Source organism: Pedococcus bigeumensis, from assembly GCF_039531795.1.
GTDB classification, from domain to species: domain Bacteria; phylum Actinomycetota; class Actinomycetes; order Actinomycetales; family Dermatophilaceae; genus Pedococcus; species Pedococcus bigeumensis.
Window position 1 is genome coordinate 1562033 of the sequence record NZ_BAAAQS010000001.1, and the last position, 23973, is coordinate 1586005.

A 23973-nucleotide genomic window follows, 5' to 3' on the forward strand; every position below is an offset into this window, starting at 1 on the left:
CGGAGCGGTCACCCGAAGAGGTCGCGGTAGGCGGCGGCGAGCCGCAGCGAGTCATGGTGCCCCGGTGCACCGCGTTGCGCCACCGGCGCGAGGACGAGGTCGGCGCCGAGTCGTCCGGCTGCGGCCCGCAGACCGGCCTCGTCGTCGACGGCCGTGGGGTCGGCCAGCACGGCGTCGAGGCGCATCCGTGGCGCGTGGTCGACGAGGGCCTCCACCTGTTGCGCCGCCGTGAAGCCGGCCGTCTCGCCGGAGTGCTCGAGGTTGAGGGTCAGCAGGCGGCGGGCGGTCGTGTCGTGCAGCGCCTCGCGCAGGGCCGGGACCATCAGGTGCGGCATGACGGACGTGAACCACGAGCCCGGCCCCAGGATCAGCCAGTCGGCCTGCAGGACCGCGGCGATCGTCTCGGGGGCGGACGGCGGGTCCTGCGGCTCGAGCGCGATGCTGACGACGGTGCCCTTGGTCGTGGCCACCGCGACCTGGCCGCGCAGGGTCGTCAAGCCCTCCGGGTCGGTGGGGTCGAGGCCATGGACCCGTGCCGTGATCTCCAAGGGGACGGCTGCCATCGGCAGCACCCGCCCACGGGCGTTCAGCAACCGCCCGACGAGGTCGAGCCCCACCACCGGGTCCTGGTGGACGTCCCAGAGGGCGGTGATGAGGAGGTTGCCGACGGCGTGGCCGGCCAGGGGCCCGTCACCGCGGAACCGGTGTTGCAGGACGTCACGCCAGGTGTGGCCCCACTCCGTGTCGTCGCACAGCGCCGTGAGCGCCATCCGCAGGTCACCCGGTGGCAGCACGTCGAACTCGTCACGCAGCCGGCCCGAGGAGCCGCCGTTGTCGGCCACCGTGACCACGGCGGTGATGTCGTCGGTGACGAGCTTCAGCGCCTCGAGCGAGGCCGCGAGCCCGTGGCCACCCCCGAGGGCGACGACCGCGGGCCCGCTCACGACAACTGCTCGCTTCCACGCTTGCTCCGCGCCGCCCACGCAGAGCGTGGGACCCGGCTCGTGCCTCGCTCGTGTGCGCCCACGCGGAGCGTGGGACCCGGCTGCGCTGTCAGACTCACTATTCCTGCCCCAGGTCGCGGTGCACGACGAAGGTTGCGATGTCGTCGCTGCTCAGCCGCGCGCGCAAGGCCTCGGCGACCGCGACGGAGCGGTGCTTGCCACCCGTGCAGCCGACCGCGAGGGTGACGTAGCGACGACCCTCCCGGATGTAGCCGGCCGTCACCGGCTCCATCAGGTCGACGACCCGGTCGACGAACTCGGGAGCACCCTCCTGCCCCATGACGAACTCGGCCACGGGGGCGTCGCGGCCGGTGAAGTTGCGCAGCTCGGGGATCCAGTACGGGTTCGGGAGGAAGCGCATGTCGAAGACGAAGTCGGCGTCGAGCGGCACGCCGTACTTGAAGCCGAACGACATCACGGCGATCCGCACCTTGTGTCCGGAGTCGCCGGAGAAGACCGGGTGGACCTTCTTGGCGAGCTGGTGGACGTTGAGGCCCGAGGTGTCGATGACGACGTCGGCCCGGGACCGCAGGTCGGCGAGCATGGCCCGCTCCCGGGTGATCCCGTCGAGCAGCCGGCCGTCGCCCTGCAGGGGATGTGGACGCCGCACGGACTCGAAGCGCCGCACGATCGCCTCGTCGGTGGCGTCGAGGAAGACCAGGTTGGGACGCCACCCCCGGGCGCGCAGCTCGTCGAGCGCCGTCTGCAAGTGGTCGAAGAACCCCCGCGCGCGCACGTCGACGACCGCGGCCAGGCGCGGGAGGTCAGCCCGTCGGGGCGCCTCGTTGGCCAGGTCGGCCAAGGAGACCAGCAGGTGGGGAGGCAGGTTGTCGATGACGTACCAGCCGGAGTCCTCGAGGACGTTGGCCGTCGTCGACCGGCCGGCACCGCTCATGCCGGTGACGATCACGAGCTCGGCGGGGTCGTGCCGGGTGTCGGTCTCGGCCTCGACCTGGACCTCGCTCTCGGCCCGCTCCTCCTCGGTCATCGCTGCTCCGTCTCCTGGTTCGTGGCGGTCAGTCATCGTCGAGGATCTCTCCGGTCATCAGGTTGACGGCCGGGGCGGGCGTGCCCGCCGAGACCAACTCTGCCGCAATCGTGGCCGCCAGCGCAGGTCCGATGCCCGAAACCTCCTGCAGCTCCTCGACCGAGGCGGCCCGCACCTTCTTGACCGAGCCGAAGTGCCGGAGCAGCGCCTTGCGCCGTGTCTCGCCGAGCCCGGGGATGCCGTCGAGCACACTGCTGGTCATCGCCTTGGAGCGGCGCTGCCGGTGGAAGGCGATGGCGAAGCGGTGCGCCTCGTCGCGGACCCGCTGGAGCAGGTAGAGGCCCTCGCTGGTGCGCGGCAGGATCACCGGGTAGTCCTGGCCGGGCACCCAGACCTCCTCGAGCCGCTTGGCCAGCCCGACGACAGCGACGTCGTCGATGCCCAGGGCGGTGAGGGCGGCCTGCGCGGCGTTGACCTGCGGCAGCCCGCCGTCGACCACGACGAGGTTGGGCGGGTAGGCGAACTTCTTCGGCTTGCCGGTGTCGGGGTCGATGCGTTCGGGACCTGCCTCGGGGTCGGGGCCCAGCTCGACGTCGGAGGCCTGGTCACGCTCCTCGAGGTAGCGCTGGAACCGGCGGGTCAGGACCTCGTCCATCGCCGCGGTGTCGTCGACCTGCTCCCCTCGGATGACGAACCGGCGGTACTCGGACTTGCGGGCCAGGCCGTCCTCGAACACGACCATCGACCCCACCACCTGCGAACCCTGGATGTGGCTGATGTCGTAGCACTCGACCCGCAGCGGCGCGTCGGCCAGGTCGAGGCTGGTCTGGAGCTCCTGGAGGGCCTGGCTGCGGGCGGTGAGGTCGCCGGCGCGGGCGAGCTTGTGCCTCGCGAGCGACTGCTTGGCGTTGCGGTGGACCGTCTCGAGCAGGGTGCGCTTGTCACCGCGCTGGGGCACTCGCAGGTCGACGGCCGACCCGCGCAGGGACCCGAGCCACACGGCCACGGCGTCGGCCTCGTCCGGGAGCACCGGCACGAGCACCTCGCGGGGCACGCTGTCACCCGACTCCCCGCCGTAGACCTGCTGCATGAGGTGACCGACGATCTCCGGCAGGGTCTCGGCGTCCATCTCGGCCACCCAGCCCCGCTGCCCCCGCACGCGGCCGCCCCGGACGTGGAACACCTGCACCGCGACCTCGAGGCCGTCGTCCTCGAGGGCGAACACGTCGGCGTCGGTGCCGTCGCCCAGGACGACGGCCGACTTCTCCAGCGCCTTGCCGAGAGCCACCAGGTCGTCGCGCAGCCGGGCGGCCTGCTCGAACTCCAGGGACCTCGACGCAGCGGCCATGTCGCGCTCGAGGCGCTTGACGAACCGGGTGGTGTTGCCGGCCATGAAGTCGCAGAAGTCCTCGGCGATGGCGCGGTGCTCCTCGGGCGTGACCCGACCGACGCAGGGCGCCGAGCACTTGTCGATGTAGCCGAGCAGACAGGGTCGCCCGACCTGACCCGCCCGTTTGAACACCCCGGAGGAACAGGTGCGCAACGGGAACACCCGCAGCAGCAGGTCGAGCGTCTCGCGGATCGCCCAGGCGTGCGCGTAGGGCCCGAAGTAGCGGGTGCCCTTGCGCTTGGCGCCACGCATCACCTGCGCCCGCGGGAACTCCTCGCCGAGCGTCACCGCCAGGTAGGGGTAGGACTTGTCGTCGCGGTACTTGACGTTGAAGCGCGGGTCGTACTCCTTGATCCAGGAGTACTCCAGCTGGAGCGCCTCGACCTCGGTGGACACCACGGTCCACTCGACGCTCGCCGCGCTGGTGACCATCGTGGCGGTGCGTGGGTGCAGGGCGGCGATGTCCTGGAAGTAGGAGGACAGCCGCGGGCGCAGCGACTTGGCCTTGCCGACGTAGATGACCCGCTGGGCCGAGTCGCGGAACCGGTAGACGCCCGGGTCGACGGGGATCTCCCCCGGCGCCGGGCGGTAGGTCGACGGGTCAGCCACGGCTCCACTCTATGGAGGGCCACCGACGGCTCACCCCGCGACCCACGAGGTATGCCGCGCGGGTGACCACGCGGCATACCTCGCCTGCGCCCGTGCCGGGCTGACGTGCCGGGCTGACCGGTCGGGCTCGGGTCAGGTGACGGTGATGCCGTCGCCGCTCACGCTGATCGTCTTCTCGGGCAGCGCCTTGGTGGCGGGACCCTGCTTGACCGCGCCGGTGGCGATGTCGAACTTGCTGCCGTGGCAGGCGCAGTCGATCGTCCCGTCGGCGACGCCGCTCACCACGCAGCTCTGGTGGGTGCACACCGCGCTGAACGCCTTGAAGTCGCCGGACGTGGGCTGGGTGACGACGACCTTCTGGTCGGCGAAGATCTTGCCGCCGCCGACCGGGATGGTCGCCTTGGAGATGGCTTCCTTCGCGGCGTCGGTGGCGGAGCCGGCCGCGTTCGACGCCGCGTTCGATGCCGCGCCGCACGCCGCCAGCGCCGTCGCGCCGACGCCGGCCAGGCCGACCGACGCCAGCACGGTCCGGCGGGACGGTCCCGAGGGGGGGCCTGAGGTGGGTCGCGACGTGGCGTCTGAGGTGGTGCCGGGGGTGGGGTCCGAGCCGGGGTCGGGGGTCGGACCAGTGGCGTGGGGGGTGGTCATGCGCGCGCCTTTCGGTGGAGGTGCCCCTGCGAGGGACTGACCAGGGAGGCCCATGATGCGGGCCGGACATGGGTACAACGTCGGACGCTGTCATGGCGTTCACGTGGACATACCGGGCGGGGTGGTAACGACACGGTCACGCATGCGCCTGATGTGCTCCCCCACACCGTGACCGGCGGCATAGTCTGCACACACCCCAACCGGGGTGACCCGCGGGTTAAGGCTGTCCCGCGTGCTCCAGATGACTTCAGGAGGAGTCTTGCGTTCCGTGTTCAAGATTGGCGCGCCACTCGTGGCCGCTGCCCTCGCGCTGTCTGCCTGTGGCGGGACCACCGGCAACGGTGACTCCGCCTCTGGCAAGGCGTGTGACCTCAAGATCGGTTTCTTCGGTGCACTGACCGGCGACGCCGCCAACCTCGGCATCAACATCAAGAACGGCGCCGAGCTCGCCGTCAACCAGTACAACGAGAAGAACGCCGACTGCAAGGTCTCGCTCACCTCGTTCGACAGCCAGGGCGACCCCGCCATCGCTCCCGGTCTCGCCCAGAAGGCCGTGACCGACAAGAAGCTGGTCGGCATCGTCGGCCCCGCCTTCTCCGGTGAGTCCAAGGCTGCCGACCCGATCTTCGACAAGGCCGGGCTCAACATCATCTCCGCCTCGGCGACCAACCCGGCGCTGTCCGAGAACGGCTGGAAGACCTTCCACCGCGTCCTCGGCAACGACGCCACGCAGGGGCCGGCCGCCGCGAAGTACATCAAGGACGTCCTCAAGGCCCAGAAGGTCTTCGTCTCCGATGACACGTCGGAGTACGGCAAGGGCCTGGCCGACATCGTCAAGAAGGACCTCGGCTCCGCCGTGGTCGCCAGCGACCAGACTGCTGCCGACGGCAAGCAGGACGACTTCTCCGCGACCGTGACCAAGGCCAAGGCCTCGGGTGCCACCGCCTTCTTCTACGGCGGCTACTACTCGAACGCCAGCAAGCTGGTCAAGCAGCTGAAGGACGGTGGCTTCACCGGCACCTTCGTCGCCGGTGACGGCGTCAAGGACGACGGCTTCATCAAGGGCGCCGGCGCGGCGGCCGAAGGCGCCGTCGTCACCTGCCCGTGCCTCCCGCCGGACAAGGCCCCCGAGTTCGCGGCCGCCTACAAGAAGGCCTACAACTCCGACCCGGCCACCTACTCGGCCGAGGCCTACGACGCGGCGAACGTGTTCCTCGCGGCGATCAAGGCCGGCAAGACCTCCTCGGCGGACATGACCGCGTTCATCGCGTCCTACTCCGCCCAGGGTGTCACCAAGAACGTCAAGTTCGACGCCAAGGGCGAGCCGGCCGAGGTCTCCGTCTGGGCCTACAAGGTCACCGGCGGCAAGATCGTCCCGGACCAGGAAATCAAGTAACTCGACGCGCAGCGGCCAGGACTCTCGGCAACGGGGGTCCTGGCCGCTACCGTGTTCCCGTCCGGTCGGGGCCCCCTCGACGTTCGTCGGGGTCCCCCCTTCATCGGAGGTTTGATGGATCTTCTGCTTCACCACTTCTGGGAATTCACCATCACCGGTCTGGCCTTCGGTGCGATCTACGCGCTCATCGCCCTCGGGTACACGTTGGTCTACGGAGTGCTGCGACTGATCAACTTCGCACACTCCGAGGTTTTCATGTGGGGCAGCTTCGCCGCCGTCTGGATGCTGCTGGCCATCGGCGCCGGCAAGGCCTCTGGGCTCGGACTGATCGGCTACCTGATCGTGGGCTTCGCCTCGGCCATGGTCATGTCGGCCCTGGTCGCACTGCTCCTCGAGTTCGTCGCCTACCGGCCCTTGCGCAAGCGCAACTCGCCACCACTCATCGCGCTCATCTCGGCCATCGGCGCCTCGTACACCCTGTCGGAGGCGATGGGCCTGCGCGACAAGCCGTTCAAGTGGTTCGGAGTCGATGACAACCTGGCCGAGTACGTAGGGCGCCCCCGTGAGGCCTCGCCACTGCCCCTGCAGATCGAGGTGAAGCGGCTGTTCTACGTCTTCGACTACCACGTCTCCAACATCGACCTCATCGTGCTGGGCTCAGCCATCGTCCTGATGGTCGTGCTCGACCAGTTCGTCAGCCGCTCGCGGCTGGGTCGCGGCATCCGCGCCGTCGCCCAGGACCCCGAGTCCGCCGCCCTGATGGGTGTCAACCGAGACCAGGTCATCCGGCTCACCTTCGTCCTCGGCGGTGCCGCAGCTGGAGCCGCAGCCATGATGTACCTCCTGAAGTTCGGTGTGACCAGGTACAACAGCGGATTCCTCCTGGGCGTCAAGGCCTTCACGGCTGCGGTCCTCGGTGGCATCGGCAACCTCAGAGGCGCCCTCATCGGCGGCTTCATCCTCGGGGTGGCCGAGAACTACGGGTCCGCGATCTTCGGCGGAGAGTGGAAGGACGTCGTCTCCTTCGTGCTGCTCGTCGTCATCCTGCTGTTCCGACCCACCGGCCTGCTCGGTGAGTCCCTTGGAAAGGCCCGCGCATGAACGCCGTCTCGAGCTTCTTCCACGGGGTCCGCGACCGGTTCCGCGCCCTGCCCCGCTGGGCCAAGATCGTCCTCGCCATCGCCGCGGTCGTGGTCGTCTACCTCCTGCCGATCCTCAACCCGCCACTGATCACGACGACCGACTCCGACTTCGGTGCCGTGCTGTTCCTGTGTGCGCTGTACGCCCTCGTGGCGATCGGGCTCAACATCGTGATCGGGTATGCCGGGCTGCTCGATCTCGGCTACATCGGCTTCTTCGCGATCGGCGCCTTCACGGTCGGCATCCTCGGTTCGGCGCACGGCAACGTGCCGCTGCTGCTCTGCATCCCGATCGCGATGGCCGTCACCCTGGTCTCGGGCATCATCCTCGGTGCGCCCACGCTGCGCGTGCGTGGTGACTACCTCGCCATCGTGACGCTCGGCTTCGGTGAGATCGTCCGGCTGATCCTGGTCAACGCGGACAGCCTGACCGGCGGGTCGCGGGGTATCTCCAACATCCCGACTCCCCCGAGCCTCGACCTGTTCGGGGTCCCCCACCTGGTGTGGGACGGCTTCGTCGCCAGGATCGACCTCGACAACCAGACCCGGTTCCTGCAGTTCTCGGTGACCGACTCGATCCCCTACTACTGGCTGGCGCTCACGCTGGTGCTGGTGGTGCTGTTCCTCGACTGGCGGATGCAGAACTCGCGGGTCGGCCGGGCCTGGGAGGCGACCCGTGAGGACGAGGACGCCGCCGAGCTGATGGGCGTGCCGACCTTCCGCTTCAAGCTGCTGGCCTTCGCCACCGGCGCGGCGATCGGCGGCCTGTCCGGCGCCCTGTTCGCCACGAAGCAGCAGTTCATCAACCCCGACAACTTCACCATCCTCTACTCCGTGCTGTTCGTCGCCATGGTCGTGGTCGGTGGCCAGGGCAACCGGTGGGGCGTCATCCTCGCCGCCTTCCTGCTCACCTGGGCACCGGAGAAGTTCCGATTCCTCTCCGATGCCCGCTTCCTCCTGTTCGGGCTCGCACTGATGGCCCTGGCCATCTTCCGACCGCAAGGCCTCCTGCCACCGAGACGGTCGGTCCGGGCCCAGCGCGCGGACGAGGAAACCGAGGTACTCGAGGACGGAGCGGCCCATGCCTGACACGCCCACCACCCCCACCGGGCCCGACGAGCGCCGGGGAGCCCGGGTCGACGATGACACCGTGCTCCCCGCCGACGAGGGGGCCTTGCCAGACACCTCGGTCGACATCTCCGTGGAGGAGGTCGCACACCTGCCGAAGGGCAAGCTGCTCGAGGTCGACGACGTCACACTGCGGTTCGGCGGCGTCACCGCCCTCGACGGCGTCTCGTTCCACATCAACACCGGCGAGATCCTCGGGCTGATCGGCCCCAACGGCGCCGGCAAGACCACCTGCTTCAACGTGATGACCGGGGTCTACCAGCCCACGTCGGGCGGCGTGAAGTTCATGGGCGAGCCGTTGGGCAAGCGCAAGAAGTTCCAGATCACCAAGCTGGGCATCGCGCGCACGTTCCAGAACATCCGGCTGTTCCACAACATGACCGCCTTGGAGAACGTCCTGGTCGGGGCCGACGCGCACCACTCGACGGGTATGGGGTCGGCACTGTTGCGCCTGCCCCGGCACAACTCGGAGGAGTCGCAGGGCATGGACCGGGCCTACGAGCTGCTCAAGTTCATGGGGCTGGAGAAGCGGGCCGACGAGCTGGCGCGCAACCTCCCCTACGGCGACCAGCGCCGCCTGGAGATCGCCCGCGCCCTGGCGACCAACCCCAAGCTGCTCTGCCTCGACGAGCCGGCCGCTGGCTTCAACCCGGCGGAGAAGGCGCGTCTCATGGAGCTGATCCAGTCGATCCGCCAGCAGGGCTACACCGTGCTGCTCATCGAGCACGACATGAAGCTCGTCATGGGCGTCACCGACCGGATCGTCGTGCTCGAGTTCGGCAAGAAGATCGCCGAAGGCCTGCCCGCGGAGATCCAGGACAACCCCGCGGTCATCGCCGCCTACCTTGGAGTTGATGAAGATGCTTCTTGAGGTCGAGGACCTCTGTGTCAACTACGGGCGCATCGAGGCGATCCGGAACATCTCGTTCACGGTCGAGGAGGGCGAGGTCGTCACCCTGATCGGGGCGAATGGCGCCGGCAAGACCACGACCATGAAGACGGTCTCCGGTCTGCGTCCGGTCCGCCAAGGCACGATCAAGTTCGCCGGCGAGGACATCACGTCGACGCCACCGCACGAGCGACCGGTGCTGGGCATCGGCCAGTCACCCGAGGGTCGTGGCTGCTTCGTGGGAATGACCGTGCTGGAGAACCTGGACATGGGCGCATACGCGCGCAAGGACCGTAAGTCGCCCAAGGTCAAGGAGGACCGCGACCGCGTGTTCGGTCTGTTCCCGCGGCTTGCTGAGCGACGAAGCCAGGTCGCCGGCACCATGTCGGGGGGCGAGCAGCAGATGCTGGCCATCGGCCGGGCCCTGATGTCTGACCCGAAGCTGCTGCTGCTCGACGAGCCGTCGATGGGACTGGCGCCCAAGCTGATCCAGCAGATCTTCGACATCATCACCGAGATCAACAAGCAGGGCACCACCGTGCTGCTCGTGGAGCAGAACGCGGCCCAGGCCCTCAAGCGTGCCCACCGTGCGTACATCCTCGAGACCGGCGAGATCGTCCGGGAGGGCACTGGCCAGGAGCTCGCGAACGACCCTGCGGTCAAGGCGGCCTACCTCGGTGGCGACGTCTAGGCGACGCACCTCGTGAGCCGGTCTGCCGGCCTACCGCGAACGGCCCCTCGGGAGCACCGGGGGGCCGTTCGCGTGGGCGGCTACGCCTTCTTGGTCGCCTTGCGCGCCAACGGCTTCGCGGCCGCCTTGGTCGTCGCCTTCGCGGCAGCCTTGGTGGTCGCCGTGGCGGTCGTGCGCTTGGCGGTCGCCTTGCGCGCAGGGGCCTTGGCGGCCGACTTGGTCGCCGTCTTCTTGGTGGCGGCTGCTGCTGCGGTGCGCTTGGCTCCGGTGGCCCGCTGGGGCGTGCGGGCACTGCGGGCGAGGATCGGCGCGAGGAACTGACCGGTGTAGCTGTCCTCCACCCGGGCGACCTGCTCCGGGGTGCCCTCGGCGACGACCCGGCCACCACCGTTGCCGCCCTCGGGGCCCATGTCGACGATCCAGTCGGCGTTCTTGATGACGTCGAGGTTGTGCTCGATGACGATGACCGAGTTGCCCTTGTCGACCAGGCCCTGCAGCACCTGCAGCAGCTTGCGGATGTCCTCGAAGTGCAGACCCGTCGTGGGCTCGTCGAGCACGTAGATGGTGCGTCCGGTCGACCGCTTCTGCAGCTCCGACGCGAGCTTGACGCGCTGCGCCTCACCACCGGAGAGCGTGGGCGCCGGCTGGCCGAGTCGCACGTAGCCGAGCCCGACCTCGTTGAGCGTCTTCATGTGTCGTGCGATGCCGGGGACGGCGGCGAAGAAGTCGGCAGCCTCCTCGATGGGCATGTCGAGCACGTCGGCGATGGTCTTGCCCTTGAAGTGCACCTCGAGGGTCTCGCGGTTGTAGCGCGCACCGTGGCAGACCTCGCACGGCACGTAGACGTCGGGGAGGAAGTTCATCTCGATCTTGATGGTGCCGTCACCGGAGCACGCGTCGCAGCGCCCGCCCTTGACGTTGAACGAGAACCGCCCCGGCTGGTAGCCGCGGATCTTCGCCTCGGTCGTGGTGGCGAACAGCTTCCGGATCGCGTCGAACACGCCAGTGTAGGTCGCCGGGTTGGACCGCGGGGTGCGACCGATCGGGCTCTGGTCGACGTGGACGACCTTGTCGAGGTTGTCGAGGCCCTTGACCGTCTTGTGCCGGCCGGGCACGTGGCGGGCACCGTTGAGCTTGTTGGCCAGGACGTTGTAGAGGATGTCGTTGACGAGCGTGGACTTGCCCGAGCCCGAGACCCCCGTGACGGCCACGAGGTTGCCGAGCGGGAAGGACACGTCGACGCCGTGCAGGTTGTGCTCGCGGGCTCCGACGACAATGACGTCGCGGCCCTTCTCCTGCGGGCGGCGCACCGCCGGCATCGGGATCTCCAGGCGGCCGGAGAGGTACTTGCCGGTGATCGAGTCGGGGTGCTCGAGCAGGCCCTGCACCGGCCCGGAGTGGACGACGACACCGCCGTGCTCCCCCGCGCCCGGACCGATGTCGACGACCCAGTCAGCGGTGGCGATGGTGTCCTCGTCGTGCTCGACCACGATCAGCGTGTTGCCGAGGTCGCGCAGCCGGGTCAGGGTCTCGATGAGGCGGTGGTTGTCGCGCTGGTGCAGCCCGATGCTGGGCTCGTCCAGGACGTAGAGGACGCCGACCAGGCCGGACCCGATCTGGGTCGCGAGCCGGATGCGCTGGGCCTCGCCGCCCGACAGGGTGCCGGCCGGCCGGTCGAGCGAGAGGTAGTCGAGCCCCACGTCGAGCAGGAAGCCGAGCCGGGCGTCGATCTCCTTGATGACCCGCTCGGCGATCTGGCGCTCGCGCGTCGTGAAGTCGACCTCCTTGAGGAACTTCGCGCAGTCGGCGATCGCCAGCCCGCAGATCGCGGAGATGCTGCGGCCGCCGATGTGCACCGCCAGTGACTCGGGCTTCAGGCGGGCCCCACCGCACTCGGGGCACGGCACCTCGCGCATGTAGCCCTCGTAGCGCTCCCGGCTCCACTCCGAGTCGGTCTCCGAGTGACGTCGCTTCACGAAGGGCACGACGCCCTCGAAGCCGGTGGTGTAGGACCGCTCCCGGCCGTAACGGTTCTTGTACCGGACGTGCACCTTGTAGTTCTGGCCGTGGAGCAGCGCCTCCTTGGCGCGCGCGGGCAGCGCCCTCCACGGGGTGTCCATCTCGAACTTGAGGTCCTGGCCGAGCGCGGTCATGACCCGCTGGAAGTACTCGGCCGACCCGCTGGTCGAGGCCCAGGGCGCGATCGCCCCTTCCGCCAGGGTCAGGTCCTCGTCGGGCACGAGGAGCTCGGGGTCGACCTCGAGCTCGGTGCCGAGTCCGGTGCACTTGGGGCAGGCGCCGAAGGGGCTGTTGAACGAGAACGAGCGGGGCTCGACCTCGTCCATCGACAACGGGTGGTCGTTGGGGCAGGCCATCCGCTCGGAGAAGCGCCGCTCGCGGTCGGGGTCCTGGGGGTCCTTGTCGACGAACTCGACGACCAGGACGCCACCGGCCAGACCCAGCGCGGTCTCGACGGAGTCGGTGAGGCGCCGCTTGGCCCCGGTGTCGTCACCCTTGGCCACCAGGCGGTCGACCACGACGTCGATGGTGTGCTTGATCTGCTTCTCGAGCTTGGGGGGCTCGGTCAGCGACACGACCTCCCCGTCGACGCGGGCCCGGGAGAAGCCCTTGCTCTGGAGCTCGCCGAAGAGGTCGACGTACTCCCCCTTGCGGGCCCGCACGACCGGGGCGAGCACCTGGAACCGGGTCTTCTCGGGCAGCTCGAGGAGGCGGTCGACGATCTGCTGGGGGCTCTGCCGGGTGATCGGCTCACCACAGACCGGGCAGTGCGGTCGACCGGCCCGCGCGAACAGGAGGCGGAGGTAGTCGTAGACCTCGGTGATGGTGCCGACCGTGGAGCGTGGGTTGCGGTTGGTCGACTTCTGGTCGATCGACACCGCCGGGGACAGGCCCTCGATGAAGTCGACGTCGGGCTTGTCCATCTGGCCGAGGAACTGGCGGGCGTAGGCCGACAGCGACTCAACGTAGCGACGCTGCCCCTCGGCGAAGATCGTGTCGAACGCCAGCGACGACTTGCCCGACCCGGACAACCCCGTGAAGACGATCAACGAGTCGCGGGGCAGCTCGACCGAGACGTCACGGAGGTTGTGCTCGCGGGCACCCCGGACGATGAGCTGGTCGTGCTGGTGGCGGCGGGCAGGTACGGCTGAAGTCACGCGCCCCATCGTAGGTGGCCGCACCGACAGCGCTCACCGGTAGTCCTCGGGCGCCCGCCCACGCCGCGGCATACAGTCGGCGCATGGCCATCCACGCACCCACTCCCATCGAGGAGTACGCCGTGCTCGGCGACACCGAGACCGCCGCCCTGGTCAGCCGGGCCGGGTCGATCGACTGGCTCTGCCTGCCGCGCTTCGACTCCCCTGCCTGCTTCGCCGCACTGCTGGGCACCCCCGAGCACGGCCGGTGGCTGCTTGGCCCGGTCGGGGAGGCGAGGAGCACGCGACGCTACGTCGAGAGCTCGTTCGTCCTCGAGACCGTCCACGAGACCGACACCGGGGCGGTCAAGGTCCTCGACCTCATGCCGCTGGGAGACGGTCGGGCCGACATCATCCGCAGTGTCGAGGGCCTGCACGGCACGGTGACCATGCGGCACGAGTGGGTCGTCCGGTTCGGCTACGGCAAGGTCCGGCCGTGGGTCTCGCACGGTGTCGGCCACCGGCTCGACGGCGACGTCATCACCGCGATCGCGGGCCCCGACATGCTCGTCCTGCGGGGCAGCCGGCTCCCCCACCCCCGCGACGGCCACCACGAGGACGAGTTCGAGGTCTCCGCCGGGGAGACCTACACGTTCTCGACGACGTGGTTCCCCTCGTTCGAGCAGGTGCCGCCACCGCTGGACATCGACTCGCGGATCGCGGAGACCATCCGCGTCTCGAACGAGTGGGCGGAGCGGTGCGACTACGAGGGTCCCTACCGCGAGCTCGTGGTCCGGTCGCTCCTCACGCTGCGCGGGATGACGCACTCGCGCTACGGCGGCATCGTCGCCGCTCCCACGACCAGCCTCCCCGAGGACTTCGGGGGCGAGCGCAACTGGGACTACCGCTACTGCTGGCTGCGCGACGCCTCCCTGACCCTCGAGGCGCTGCTGGCGTCCGGCTACGTGGACGAGGCGCGGCTGTGGCGCAACTGGCTGCTGCGGGCAGTGGCCGGCGATCCCGAGGACCTCCAGATCATGTACACCATCAACGGGTCCCGACGGCTCCCCGAGCGGACCCTCGACCACCTCCCCGGGTATGCCGGCTCGACCCCTGTGCGGATCGGCAACGGCGCCGTCGACCAGCGCCAGTCCGACGTCCTGGGCGAGGTGATGATCGCGTTGGACGAGGCCCGGGCCAAGGGGCTCGAGGTGTCCACCCAGTCGTGGGCGATGCAGCGCGCCCTGGTGCAGAACCTCGCCCGACACTGGCAGGAGCCCGACAACGGCCTCTGGGAGATCCGGGGACCGATGCGCCACTTCACGCACTCGCGGGTGATGGTCTGGGCCGCCTTCGACCGGGCCGTCCGTGGCGTGGAGAAGTGGGGCCTGGAGGGCCCCGTCGAGCAGTGGCGCGAGCTGCGCGACCAGGTCCGGGAGGAGATCCTCTCGAAGGGCTTCGATGCCGAGCGGAACACCTTCACGCAGCACTACGACACCACCGAGGTGGACGCCTCGCTGCTGCTGATCCCCCTCGTCGGGTTCCTGCCACCCGACGACCCGCGCGTGCTCGGCACCGTCGCCGCGATCGAGACGGACCTCATGCGCGAGGGCTTCCTGCTGCGCTACCGCACCGAGACCGGGGTCGACGGCCTCGCGGGTGACGAGCACCCGTTCCTGGCCTGCTCGTGGTGGCTGGTGAGCGCGTATGCCGTGTGCGGCCAGGTCGCGAAGGCCCGAGAGCTCATGGACCGGCTCGTCACCCTGTTCAACGACGTGGGACTGATCTCGGAGGAGTACGACCCGCACGAGAAGCGGATGGTCGGCAACTTCCCGCAGGCCTTCTCGCACCTCACCTTCATCGGGGCCGCGCACGCCCTCGCCGAGGCGGAGTCGAAGGGCGCCGCCGAGCCCGGAGGGCAGCTGCCGTGAGCGCCGACCTCGAGCGCCTGGCGACCGACCTCGCGGCGGTCCGACGCCACACGGCCCTGCTGGTCGAGCACACCGCCGTGCTGGCTGACCTGCGAGCACCGTCGTCGTGCGAGGGCTGGAGCCGGGCCCACGTGCTGGCGCACGTGGCCCGCAACGCCGAAGCCATCCAGCGACTGGCGCAGTGGGCCGTCGACGGCGCGCCGCGGCCGATGTACCCCGGGGGCACGCGCGCCCGGGACGCCGCGATCGAGGAGGGTGCGGCGAAGCCGGGTCCGGCGTCGCCCGGGGACCGGCGACCGGCGGGGGCCTTCGTCGACGACCTGACCGAGACGGCTGCCGCGCTGGAGCCCCACCTGGCCGCCCTGGGCGGCGAGCTGGCGGTCGCCGCGGTCGAGATGCGGGGTGGCCTGAAGGTGCACCCGCTCGTCCTGCCGCAGCTGCGGCTGCGCGAAGTGGTCTTCCACCACGTCGACCTCGACGACGGGTTCACCTTCGCGGACGTCGAGCCAGAGCTCGTGCGAGGCTTCCTCGACGACGCCGTCGGTCGGCTGGTGACGACCGAGGCCGCCCCCGGCCTGCGCCTCGTCAGCGACGAGGGCGACGAGTGGGTGGTCGCGGACGGTGGCGTCACCGTGCGGGGACCACAGGCCGGCCTGCTGCTCTGGCTGGCCAGGCGGGATCCCAGCGAGGTCAGCGCGGAGGGGGCCCTCCCGCCGCTCCCCCGCGGGTCCTAGCGGCGCGCAGGGCCGGCGAGCTTCAACCGGCGGGGACCGTCGCCCCCGTGATGCCGGCGCGCCGCGCGATCGCGACGGCGGCCAGCGCCGAGTGGACCTTGAGCTTGTGCAGGATGCTCTGCACGTGGGTGCGCACGGTGTTGGGCGAGACGTGCAGCAGGAGCCCGATCTCGGTGCGGCTCATGCCCTCGACGAGGCACGCCAGGACCTCGAGCTCGCGGCTGGTGAGCTCGCGGATGCCCTGCACGTGCTCCACGGTCGTGTGCTGACCACGCGAGAGCGACACCAGCACCTCCGCGAGCAGGTCGGCCGGGATGCGGGTCTCCCCGCGGGCCACCCCGCGGATCGCGTCGACCAGGGCATCGGCGGTCTCGGTCTTGGTGACCCACCCGCGCACGCCCAGCTGGACCGCTTCGACGATCTGGTCGCCGGCCTCCGCGCCCGTGGCGATGACGATGCCGAGCGTGGGGTCCTCGGCGAGTGCCTCGCGGGCCAGGGTCAGCCCGTCCTCACCGGCGAGGGCGAGGTCGAGGACGACGACGTCGCACCGGGTCTCCCGGAGCCGACGCAGACCCTGCGTGACAGTCGTCGCAGACCCTTCGACCACGATGTCGGGGTAGTCCCCCAGGCAGAGGGCCAAGGCGTCCACGAACACCTCATGGTCGTCCACGAGCAGGACGCGTACAGGGGCTGGCATGTGCCCCAGCGTCGCGCAACGCCCCCGCCGACAGAACACGCCAGTGCGGGAGTGACGCCTACGTCAAAAGGGTGATGGGACTAGTCCCGCCCCTCTGGACGCAGGCGTCACACCCGACTCCCCGCCAAGCGGTCAGCGCAGGCGGTCAGCGCAGGTGGACCGGCCACGACTCGTGCGAGCCGTGGGCGGACATCAGGGCAGCCGCCTGGAGCCTGGAGTGCACCCCGAGCTTGGTGAGCAGGTTCTGGACGTGGGTCCTGGCCGTGCTCCGCTGCACCCCCAGCGAGGACGCCATCTCCTCGGTGGTCTGGCCGTCCATGATGCAGCGCATGACCTGCCACTCGCGGTCGGTCAGGAACTGCAGCGCCCACAGCGGGTCGTCGGTCGACTTCTGGGGGCGCAGGGCCCGCTGGAGCAGCGACGGCTCGACCGCGAGCTGGCCACGCACTGCGCGGTCGAGCATCTCGACGATCTCGACGATCGGCTTCTCCTTGCCGACGTAGCCCGAGGCACCCTCCGCGATGGCCCGGCCGACGATGCCGTGGTCCGCCTCGGCGGAGAGCATCACGACCTTGGTCTGCGGCGAGATCTCGCGGATCTCGTGGATGGCCGAGACCGAGGTCCCACCCGGGAAGTTCACGTCGAGCAGGCACACGTCAGGACGGTGCATCGCGACCGCGCTGACGGCCTCCTCGGGCGTGCCCGCGAGGGCGACGACCTCGTGACCACGGGCACCCAGCGCGAGACCGAGGGCCTCGAGCAGGAGCAGGTGGTCGTCGCAGACGACGATCCTCATGACGCCACCCGCCGGAGCTCGACCTGGGCGAGGCAGATGTCGGCCACGGTGCCCCCGTCGTCGCCGGCGTGCAGCCGGAACGACCCGTGGCACGCGGCGACCATCGCCCGGGTGGTGGTCAGCCCGAGTGACGTGCGCGGGCTGACCTTGCCGAGCCCCGGCCCGTCGTCGGTGACCGTGAGGTGGACGCCTTCACGGTCGGTGTAGGTGTCGACCCGCACGTGGCCCCCGTCGCCTGCGGCGCGCACGGCATTGTCGAGCACGCAGGCCAGCGCCCGGCTCAACGCCACCGGACGGGCCCAGGCCTCGAGGCCCTCGACCACGTCACTGCTGATGACACAGTGCGCGGTGGCCCGGGCTCGGACCACCGCCCGGTGGGCGACGGCGCCCAGGTCGGTGGTGGTCACCTCGTCAGCCGCGGCCTCGCTGAGGCTCGTCTCCACGAGCTCGGCGAGCCATCGCGCCTGACCGGCGATGCCGTCCATCTTGCGACCGACGTCACCACCCTCGGTGCCGGCAAGCAGGAGAATCGCCGCGAGCGGTTGCCGCAAGTCATGCAGCAACGCGCGAACGGTGTCGATCTCCCCTCCAGCGACTGGGCGCTGGTGATCTTCGAACAAAGCAGCCATGTATGTCCCTCACAACCCCGCAGACCGAAGACCAGCACCCCCTGTGAGGTCTCCTTGTGGTTCCGCGACTGGACAAAGGTATGAGGTCAAAAAGATGGGCAGCAATAGTCATTAGGGACTAGGTGAACTCACCAATACATGTCGGTTGCCTGCTCTCACCGCGAGGTGCTTCACGTGTCCTGCGACGGCGCCGCCAATGTGAACGGTCTAAGTGAAAATCGTTGAGCCGACCTTCTCAGCATTTGGATGACTTGAGTCTTGCCGCAGACCAACAACGCAGATCTTTATCCGACTCGTGGTATGGAACCACGGCGTCGGCCGCAGTGCTGGCTAGAGTCGCCCACCATGACGACGAGGACGCCGGCCCGGCCGCTGCTCCTCGTCCTGACCGCCATCGTCTCGGTGCAGTTCGGGGGCGCCCTCGCGGCCACCCTGGTCCCCGAGATCGGGGCGGGCGGTTCGGTCACCCTCCGGCTGGTGTTCGCGACGGCCATCCTCTGGGTCATCGCCCGACCCCGGGTGCGCGGACACCGCCGGGCGGCCTGGCTGACCGTGCTCGGTTTCGGCGCCGCGCTGGGGCTGATGAACCTCGCGTTCTACTCCTCACTGGCCCACCTGCCCATCGGGGTGGCGGTGACCATCGAGTTCCTCGGCCCGTTGACGCTGGCCACCGCCCTGTCGAGACGCCTTCGCGACCTGGGCGCCGTCGCGGCCGCCGCCGTGGGAGTCGTGCTGATCTCCGAGGCACTCGACACGCCCCTCGCGGAGGTGGAGTGGACCGGGCTGGGCCTGGCCGCGCTCGCGGGAGCCTGCTGGGCGGCATACATCCTCGCGAGCGGTCGCGCCGGTCGGGAGTTCCCGAAGCTCGAGGGCCTCGCGCTGGCGATGGCGGTCGCCCTCGTCGTGACGCTGCCGTTCGGGGTGCGGAGCATCCCCGACTGGACCGGCGAGTCGCTGGCCAAGGGACTCGGCATCGCCGTGCTGTCGTCGGTGCTGCCCTACTCGCTCGAGCTGGCCGCCCTGCGCACGCTCAGCCCACGCGTGTTCGGCATCCTGCTGAGCCTCGAGCCCGCGGCCGCCGCACTGGCCGGACTCGTCGTCCTCGGCCAGCGGCTGGGCCCCCTGCAGCTCCTGGGCATGTTCCTGGTGGTGCTGGCCAGCGCCCTGGTGATGGGCGCCGGCCAGCGCCGCGACGCGCCCCCGGAGGAGCGCCTCGACCCTGCCCTGTCAGGAGGCTGAGACCCGCTCGCGCTCGTCCTTGCGCGACTTCCAGAGGCTCGCGACGGTGGTCACCCCGAGGATGACGACGATCGCGCCGAGCGAGACCGAGATCGGGATGTCGGGGGCCGCGGTCACGTGCTCGCCACCGTTGATGAACGGCAGCTCGTTCTCGTGCAGCGCGTGCAGCACGAGCTTGACGCCGATGAAGGCGAGCAGGACGGCCAGGCCCAGGCTCAGGTAGACCAGCTTCTTGAGCAGGCCACCGATCAGGAAGTAGAGCTGGCGCAGGCCCATCAGCGCGAACAGGTTGGCCGTGAGCACCAGGTAGGGCTCCTTGGTCAGGCCGTAGATCGCCGGGATGGAGTCGAGCGCGAAGAGCAGGTCGGTGGTGCCGAGCGCCATGATCACGATGAACATCGGGGTGGCGAGCTTCTTGCCGTCGACGTGCGTGAACAGCTTGGCCCCGTCGTACCGGTCGGTGGCCGGGAAGCGCTTCTCGACCCACTTCATGAAGCGGTTCTCCTCGTACTCGTCGTCGTCGGTCTCCCCCTCCCTGCCGAGCTTGACCGCGGTGTAGATGAGGAAGGCGCCGAAGATGTAGAAGACCCACGAGAACTGGTTGATCGCGGCGGCGCCGACGGCGATGAAGATGCCGCGCAGGATGACGGCGATGATGATGCCGATCAGCAGGGCCGACTGCTGGAGCTTCTCCGGCACCCCGAACCTGGCCATGATCAGCAGGAAGATGAAGAGGTTGTCGACCGAGAGCGAGTACTCGGTCAGCCACCCGGCGTAGTACTCGGTGGCGAACTTGCCGCCGGCCTGGTCGTGCGTGAAGTACCAGATCCCGAGGCCGAACAGCAGGGCCGCGCCGATGTAGAAGGCCAGCGCGATGCTGACCTCCTTGGTCGTCGGCACGTGCGGGCGGCGCGCGATGATGAAGACGTCGATCAGCAGGACCGCGGCCATCAGGCCGACGGTGAGGTACCAGACCCAGGTGGGGACTTCCATCTGGGTGGCGGTGGTCGCAGCGAATGCGGTCACAGGGAAACCTTCCGGTCACAACAAGGTGGCCGGAGGTCTCTCCCGCCCCGTGAGGTGCGGACCGGTTCCCCGGGTCGGTATGCCGCGTGGCTGGGTGAGCCACGAAGACAGGCGACCGTGATGACGAGGACACCGCGTGGGGATACTCCCCTCCGATGAACAGGACGAGTCTCCCAGACTTTTGGCCTCGCGCCCAACTCGGACCCGCCTCCGACCTACTGGGTCCACCGCGAGCCCGACTCGGGTCCACCGCGAGCCCGACTCGGGCCGGGCAGGTCTCAGGGCGTCTCGGGTCGGCGGCTCTTCGGGAGCTTGGCGACGACGGTCGCGTAGGAGTCGTCGACCGCATCGCGGAGCTCGTCGTCGGGGATCGCGCCACCGAGGCGCAGCGTGTTCCAGCCGGATCGCCCGACGTAGGCCATCACCGAGGCGTCGTCCGGGTACTGCAGGATCCACTCGTCGGCCTCGGCCCGGGTCGGGCCGCACTTCAGCCCGACCGAGTCGCGGCCCAGGAAGGCGAAGATCTTGTCGCCCACCTTGGCGACGAAGTCACCCTCCCAGGGTTGGTCGGCCCAGGCGCCCGGCTTGGCCAGGCAGTAGGCGCGCAGGGCCTCGGCGTCGAGCTCGCTCACAGGAGCGACGGTAGCCCCGACTCGGCCACGAGGCGGCGCCCCGCCGTGAGCCCCGCGGCCACGAGCGTGTCGAGCTGGTGGAACTCGAGGAGGCCGACCCCCATGGCGGCGGGGGTGACGACGATCGCGCCGGCCGCCCGGGCCGCCTCGACGGCACCGCCGCTGCCGATCAGCATGGTGCGCAGGAGGGTCTCCCCCAGGGCCGGGGTGCGCAGCGGCCTCGGCGGCCCGCTCGCGGGGGGTCGGACCCCACTCGACCCACCCATCGAGATGTTCACGGCGACGAGAGGTCCTTCGGGCCGCTCGAGGAGCGCGTCCACCGGGAGGTTGCTGAGCACCCCACCGTCGACCAGGAGGCGTCCCTCGAGCTCGACCGGGGGGAACAACCCCGGCAGGGCGGTGGTGGCCATCAGCGCGGGGACCAGTGGACCGCGACGGTGCACCACCACTTCCCTCGAGAGCAGGTCCGTGCTGACACAGCGGAACTGGTGCGGCAGCGACTCCATCACGGTCTCTCCGAAGACCCGGGTGATGGCACGGCGACGGCGTTGCCCCTTCGCCAGGGCAGCCGTTGGGACCGTGTAGTCGGAGAACGGGCGACCGCGGACGAACTCCGCGTAGACCTGCTCGCGCGCCTCGACCGCGGACATGCCCGCGGCATGGAGGGCCGCCACCACACCCCCGACGCTGCACCCGGCCACCCGGTCGACCGCGACGTCGGCCTCCTCCAGCGCCGCCAGCACCCCGAGGTGCGCGAAGGCGCGGGCGCCGCCGCCCGCCAGCACCAGCCCGAGCGACCTGCCCGCCAGCCTGGCGACGAGCGGACGCAGGGCGCTCGCCGTGGGACCGTCGACCGTGGTCACCTGCCAGGCGTCCAGTCGCTGCGACCAGGCGACCACCTGGCCGACGGTCGGGTTCTTCCCACCGACCAGGACGACGTCGGCGCCCGGGGGCAGCAACGGCGTCGTGTCGTCCGGTGCCTCGCCACCGACCGCGACGGCCACCACGACGTCGGCCTGGCGCAGGGCGGCGGCATACCAGGGTTGCGGCTGCGTCCCTGTGCCCACGACCCGGTCGAGTGGCGCCGCGAGCAGCACACGGTCGTGGTCGCGCTCGAGCCGTTCGAGGCCGGCGACGTCGACCTCGCCCGACACCGCCACGTCCAGCCACCGCGCAAGCCCCGCCCGCAGCGCGTCTGCCACCTCGACCACGGGCGCACCGACGTGCAGCCCGACGACCGCGACGGTGGCCGGCTGCCGTTGCTTCTGGCGGGACGGCGGACTGGCCAGCTGGGAGGCGAGGACGCGCACCAGTGAGCGGGCGGTGGCGGGGTGCTCGTCGAGGGCGTGGTCGAAGGCCTCGGGCGCGATGCGCATCAGCACGGAGTCGCGGCGGGCCCGCACCGTGGCGCTGCGCACCCCGCCGGTCAGCATCGACAGCTCGCCGATGACGTCGCCCGCGCCGAGGGATCGCACCCTGGCATCGGCGGTGAGGACGTCGACCCGCCCACTTCGCACCGAGTAGGCCGCACCGGCCGGGTCGCCCGCCGCGAAGAGGGTCTCCCCTGCGTGCAACCGAACCAGCTCACCCGACCGCTCGACGAGCTCGCGTCCGTCGGGCCCGAGCTCGTGCATGAGGGAGCGGGCGGCCGTGACCGGCGCGGGCGCGTCGATCTCGGGCACCGACAGGAGTGCCGACCCGGCCTCCCCTGACCCTTCGTCGACCGGCTCGGCCCGGTCCCGGGACCCGGCCGCCAGCAGCGACACCCCGGCGCACACCACGAAGGCCGCGGCACTGAAGACCCAGCCCCGTCGGAAGGCGTCCGCCGCCCCGGACGGGTCAGGCGTGCCGATCAGGACCACGAGGAACGCGATCCCCAGCACCCCGCCGATCTGCCGCACGCTGGAGTTCACGGCTGACGCCACGGCGTAGCGGCCCCCCGGCACGGAGGTCAGGGCCGCGCTGCCGAGGATCGGGAGGGTCGCCCCCACGCCCAGCCCGCTGAGGACCTGCCCGGGCAGCCACTGACCCAGGAAGCTCGGCGACGCGCCGACCACGACGGCATACCAGACGTAGGCGCTGGCCCACACGAGCGCGCCCGGCACGACGACGACGAGGTGACCACGGCGCTCGGCGAGAGGTCCGAGGACGGCGGCCGACACGGCGGCCACGACGGCACCGGGGACCAGCGCCAGACCGGTCCTGAACACGTCGTAGTGCCAGATGTACTGGAGCCACAGCACATTGGTCAGCAGGTAGGCGTAGAAGCCGAGACCTGCCACCGCCGATGCGGCGTTGGCGACGACGAAGCCGCGCGACGAGAGCAGCGCCCGGTCGACCAGCGGGCTGGGGTGCAACCGCGAGCTCCGCACGAAGCCCACGGCCGCCACCACGGCGCCCGAAGCACACAGCAGCACGCCCGTACTGGTCCAGCCCCAGTCGTTCCCGGTGACGATCGCGGTCGTGAGCAGCCCCATCGCCAGGGCCAGGAGGACGGCTCCTCGCAGGTCCGGCAGCCGGCGGCGCCCCGGCGACCGGCTCTCCACCAGCCACCGGCGGGAGGCGACCAGCGCCCCGACGCCCACCGGGAGGTTGACGAGGAACGCCCACCGCCAGTCGCCCCACTTCACCAGGGCGCCGCCGATGGGCGGACCCAGACCCGCTGCGGCCGCCGCCGTGGCGCCCCACAGCCCCACGGCGTGCACCCGGCGCTCGGCGGGGAAGGCCTGGATCACCAGCGCCAGGGAAGCGGGGACCAGCATGGCCGCACCCAGGGCCTGCACCGACCTGGCCGCGACCAGCCACCAGACCGAGTCGGCAGCCGCGCACGCCAGCGAGGACAGCGTGAAGAGGGCGACCCCGAGGGCGAACAACCTCCGGCGCCCGACCAGGTCGGCCAGTCGGCCGAACAGGATGAGGGTCGCGGCCAGCACGATGTTGTACGCGTTGAGCACCCAGGACAGCTCGCCGATGCTCGCGCCCCCGAACGAGGCGCGGATGCTGGGGAACGCGACGTTCACGACGGTCGCGTCGAGGAACGCGAGGAACGCGCCGATCGAGGCGACCGCCAGCACGGTGCCGCTCCCGACCCGTGCGTCTCTCGTGACGCCAGCAGTCCCTGCTCCAGTGACTGTCGCCACGGATCACCGCCTCCCGCGCCAGAGCGTAGGTGGACCGCTCGCGGCCTGACTCGCGTCAAACGGCCTAGGACAACTGAGGTACAGCACCCCCGGGCCCGAAGGCCACGATGGG

At 70.3% G+C, this 23973-nt stretch carries 19 protein-coding genes; 8 read left to right on the top strand and 11 right to left on the bottom strand.

The annotated features are described in order from the left end of the window. Positions 1-8: 8 nt before the first annotated feature. The 4 genes from ABD262_RS07530 to ABD262_RS07545 all read right to left on the bottom strand — a co-directional run bounded on the left by ABD262_RS07530 (position 9) and on the right by ABD262_RS07545 (position 4639). Positions 9-944 (bottom strand): gluconeogenesis factor YvcK family protein, encoded by a 936-nt coding sequence (locus ABD262_RS07530; protein WP_344133453.1) that lies wholly within the window; start codon positions 942-944, stop codon positions 9-11. Positions 945-1062: 118 nt separating this feature from the next. After that, positions 1063-1992 carry an RNase adapter RapZ gene (gene rapZ, locus ABD262_RS07535; RefSeq protein WP_425564833.1) on the bottom strand — a complete coding sequence of 310 codons (930 nt, stop codon included), beginning with the start codon at positions 1990-1992 and terminating at the stop codon, positions 1063-1065. A gap of 28 nt (positions 1993-2020) precedes the next feature. Beyond that, a complete protein-coding gene (uvrC, locus tag ABD262_RS07540; protein WP_344133459.1) occupies positions 2021-3991 on the bottom strand; it encodes an excinuclease ABC subunit UvrC in 1971 nt (656 codons plus the stop codon). A gap of 132 nt (positions 3992-4123) precedes the next feature. Further along, the gene (locus tag ABD262_RS07545; RefSeq protein WP_344133461.1) at positions 4124-4639 is read right to left on the bottom strand and encodes a Rieske (2Fe-2S) protein; all 516 of its coding nucleotides are present in this window, start codon (positions 4637-4639) and stop codon (positions 4124-4126) included. A gap of 268 nt (positions 4640-4907) precedes the next feature. Between ABD262_RS07545 and ABD262_RS07550 the strand changes: the two genes are divergently transcribed. The 5 genes from ABD262_RS07550 to ABD262_RS07570 all read left to right on the top strand — a co-directional run bounded on the left by ABD262_RS07550 (position 4908) and on the right by ABD262_RS07570 (position 9882). Then, positions 4908-6035 (top strand): branched-chain amino acid ABC transporter substrate-binding protein, encoded by a 1128-nt coding sequence (locus tag ABD262_RS07550; protein ID WP_344133463.1) that lies wholly within the window; start codon positions 4908-4910, stop codon positions 6033-6035. A gap of 114 nt (positions 6036-6149) precedes the next feature. Continuing rightward, on the top strand, positions 6150-7136 hold the full coding sequence (locus tag ABD262_RS07555) for a branched-chain amino acid ABC transporter permease (protein WP_344133466.1): 987 nt from the start codon (positions 6150-6152) through the stop codon (positions 7134-7136). Beyond that, a complete protein-coding gene (locus ABD262_RS07560; protein WP_344133469.1) occupies positions 7133-8263 on the top strand; it encodes a branched-chain amino acid ABC transporter permease in 1131 nt (376 codons plus the stop codon). The genes ABD262_RS07555 and ABD262_RS07560 overlap by 4 nt, the downstream gene beginning before the upstream one ends. Continuing rightward, complete coding sequence (locus tag ABD262_RS07565; protein ID WP_344133472.1) at positions 8256-9173, top strand: ABC transporter ATP-binding protein; 918 nt, start codon at positions 8256-8258, stop codon at positions 9171-9173. Before ABD262_RS07560 ends, ABD262_RS07565 begins: the two co-directional genes overlap by 8 nt. After that, the gene (locus ABD262_RS07570; protein WP_344134597.1) at positions 9163-9882 is read left to right on the top strand and encodes an ABC transporter ATP-binding protein; all 720 of its coding nucleotides are present in this window, start codon (positions 9163-9165) and stop codon (positions 9880-9882) included. The genes ABD262_RS07565 and ABD262_RS07570 overlap by 11 nt, the downstream gene beginning before the upstream one ends. Before the next feature lie 80 nt (positions 9883-9962). On the opposite strand, the gene uvrA is transcribed toward ABD262_RS07570, so the two are convergent. Continuing rightward, positions 9963-13067: an excinuclease ABC subunit UvrA gene (uvrA, locus tag ABD262_RS07575; protein ID WP_344133475.1), complete on the bottom strand. Its 3105-nt coding sequence runs from the start codon at positions 13065-13067 to the stop codon at positions 9963-9965. A gap of 74 nt (positions 13068-13141) precedes the next feature. On the opposite strand from uvrA, the gene ABD262_RS07580 reads away from it, so the two are divergent. Both ABD262_RS07580 and ABD262_RS07585 read left to right on the top strand, forming a co-directional pair. Continuing rightward, the gene (locus ABD262_RS07580; protein ID WP_344133478.1) at positions 13142-14968 is read left to right on the top strand and encodes a glycoside hydrolase family 15 protein; all 1827 of its coding nucleotides are present in this window, start codon (positions 13142-13144) and stop codon (positions 14966-14968) included. Continuing rightward, a complete protein-coding gene (locus ABD262_RS07585; protein WP_344133481.1) occupies positions 14965-15702 on the top strand; it encodes a maleylpyruvate isomerase family mycothiol-dependent enzyme in 738 nt (245 codons plus the stop codon). The genes ABD262_RS07580 and ABD262_RS07585 overlap by 4 nt, the downstream gene beginning before the upstream one ends. Positions 15703-15724: 22 nt before the next feature. Here ABD262_RS07585 and ABD262_RS07590 read toward each other — a convergent pair whose 3' ends face one another. The 3 genes from ABD262_RS07590 to ABD262_RS07600 all read right to left on the bottom strand — a co-directional run bounded on the left by ABD262_RS07590 (position 15725) and on the right by ABD262_RS07600 (position 17758). Then, the gene (locus tag ABD262_RS07590) at positions 15725-16399 is read right to left on the bottom strand and encodes a response regulator (protein WP_344133484.1); all 675 of its coding nucleotides are present in this window, start codon (positions 16397-16399) and stop codon (positions 15725-15727) included. A gap of 145 nt (positions 16400-16544) precedes the next feature. Further along, complete coding sequence (locus ABD262_RS07595) at positions 16545-17195, bottom strand: response regulator (RefSeq protein ID WP_056921120.1); 651 nt, start codon at positions 17193-17195, stop codon at positions 16545-16547. Further along, a complete protein-coding gene (locus ABD262_RS07600; RefSeq protein WP_344133492.1) occupies positions 17192-17758 on the bottom strand; it encodes a sensor histidine kinase in 567 nt (188 codons plus the stop codon). Before ABD262_RS07600 ends, ABD262_RS07595 begins: the two co-directional genes overlap by 4 nt. Positions 17759-18169: 411 nt before the next feature. Between ABD262_RS07600 and ABD262_RS07605 the strand changes: the two genes are divergently transcribed. Beyond that, positions 18170-19063: an EamA family transporter gene (locus ABD262_RS07605; RefSeq protein ID WP_344133495.1), complete on the top strand. Its 894-nt coding sequence runs from the start codon at positions 18170-18172 to the stop codon at positions 19061-19063. Here ABD262_RS07605 and ABD262_RS07610 read toward each other — a convergent pair. The 3 genes from ABD262_RS07610 to ABD262_RS07620 all read right to left on the bottom strand — a co-directional run bounded on the left by ABD262_RS07610 (position 19052) and on the right by ABD262_RS07620 (position 23861). Further along, complete coding sequence (locus ABD262_RS07610) at positions 19052-20056, bottom strand: TerC family protein (protein WP_344134600.1); 1005 nt, start codon at positions 20054-20056, stop codon at positions 19052-19054. The two genes, ABD262_RS07605 and ABD262_RS07610, sit on opposite strands and share 12 nt — an antisense overlap. Before the next feature lie 311 nt (positions 20057-20367). Then, entirely contained in the window at positions 20368-20721 is a 354-nt protein-coding gene (locus tag ABD262_RS07615) for an MmcQ/YjbR family DNA-binding protein (protein ID WP_344133497.1), read from the bottom strand. Further along, positions 20718-23861: a DHA2 family efflux MFS transporter permease subunit gene (locus ABD262_RS07620; RefSeq protein WP_344133500.1), complete on the bottom strand. Its 3144-nt coding sequence runs from the start codon at positions 23859-23861 to the stop codon at positions 20718-20720. The genes ABD262_RS07615 and ABD262_RS07620 overlap by 4 nt, the downstream gene beginning before the upstream one ends. Positions 23862-23973 lie beyond the last annotated feature (112 nt).

What these genes read in the sequence shown, in the direction of transcription:
- ABD262_RS07595 (WP_056921120.1), bottom strand. Translation starts at nt 17,195, where the DNA reads ATGAGGATCGTCGTCTGCGACGACCACCTGCTCCTGCTCGAGGCCCTC.
- uvrA (WP_344133475.1), bottom strand. Translation starts at nt 13,067, where the DNA reads ATGGGGCGCGTGACTTCAGCCGTACCTGCCCGCCGCCACCAGCACGAC.
- ABD262_RS07560 (WP_344133469.1), top strand. Translation starts at nt 7,133, where the DNA reads ATGAACGCCGTCTCGAGCTTCTTCCACGGGGTCCGCGACCGGTTCCGC.
- ABD262_RS07610 (WP_344134600.1), bottom strand. Translation starts at nt 20,056, where the DNA reads ATGGAAGTCCCCACCTGGGTCTGGTACCTCACCGTCGGCCTGATGGCC.
- ABD262_RS07590 (WP_344133484.1), bottom strand. Translation starts at nt 16,399, where the DNA reads ATGCCAGCCCCTGTACGCGTCCTGCTCGTGGACGACCATGAGGTGTTC.
- ABD262_RS07565 (WP_344133472.1), top strand. Translation starts at nt 8,256, where the DNA reads ATGCCTGACACGCCCACCACCCCCACCGGGCCCGACGAGCGCCGGGGA.
- ABD262_RS07555 (WP_344133466.1), top strand. Translation starts at nt 6,150, where the DNA reads ATGGATCTTCTGCTTCACCACTTCTGGGAATTCACCATCACCGGTCTG.
- rapZ (WP_425564833.1), bottom strand. Translation starts at nt 1,992, where the DNA reads ATGACCGAGGAGGAGCGGGCCGAGAGCGAGGTCCAGGTCGAGGCCGAG.
- ABD262_RS07570 (WP_344134597.1), top strand. Translation starts at nt 9,163, where the DNA reads ATGCTTCTTGAGGTCGAGGACCTCTGTGTCAACTACGGGCGCATCGAG.
- ABD262_RS07545 (WP_344133461.1), bottom strand. Translation starts at nt 4,639, where the DNA reads ATGACCACCCCCCACGCCACTGGTCCGACCCCCGACCCCGGCTCGGAC.
- ABD262_RS07605 (WP_344133495.1), top strand. Translation starts at nt 18,170, where the DNA reads ATGACGACGAGGACGCCGGCCCGGCCGCTGCTCCTCGTCCTGACCGCC.
- ABD262_RS07580 (WP_344133478.1), top strand. Translation starts at nt 13,142, where the DNA reads ATGGCCATCCACGCACCCACTCCCATCGAGGAGTACGCCGTGCTCGGC.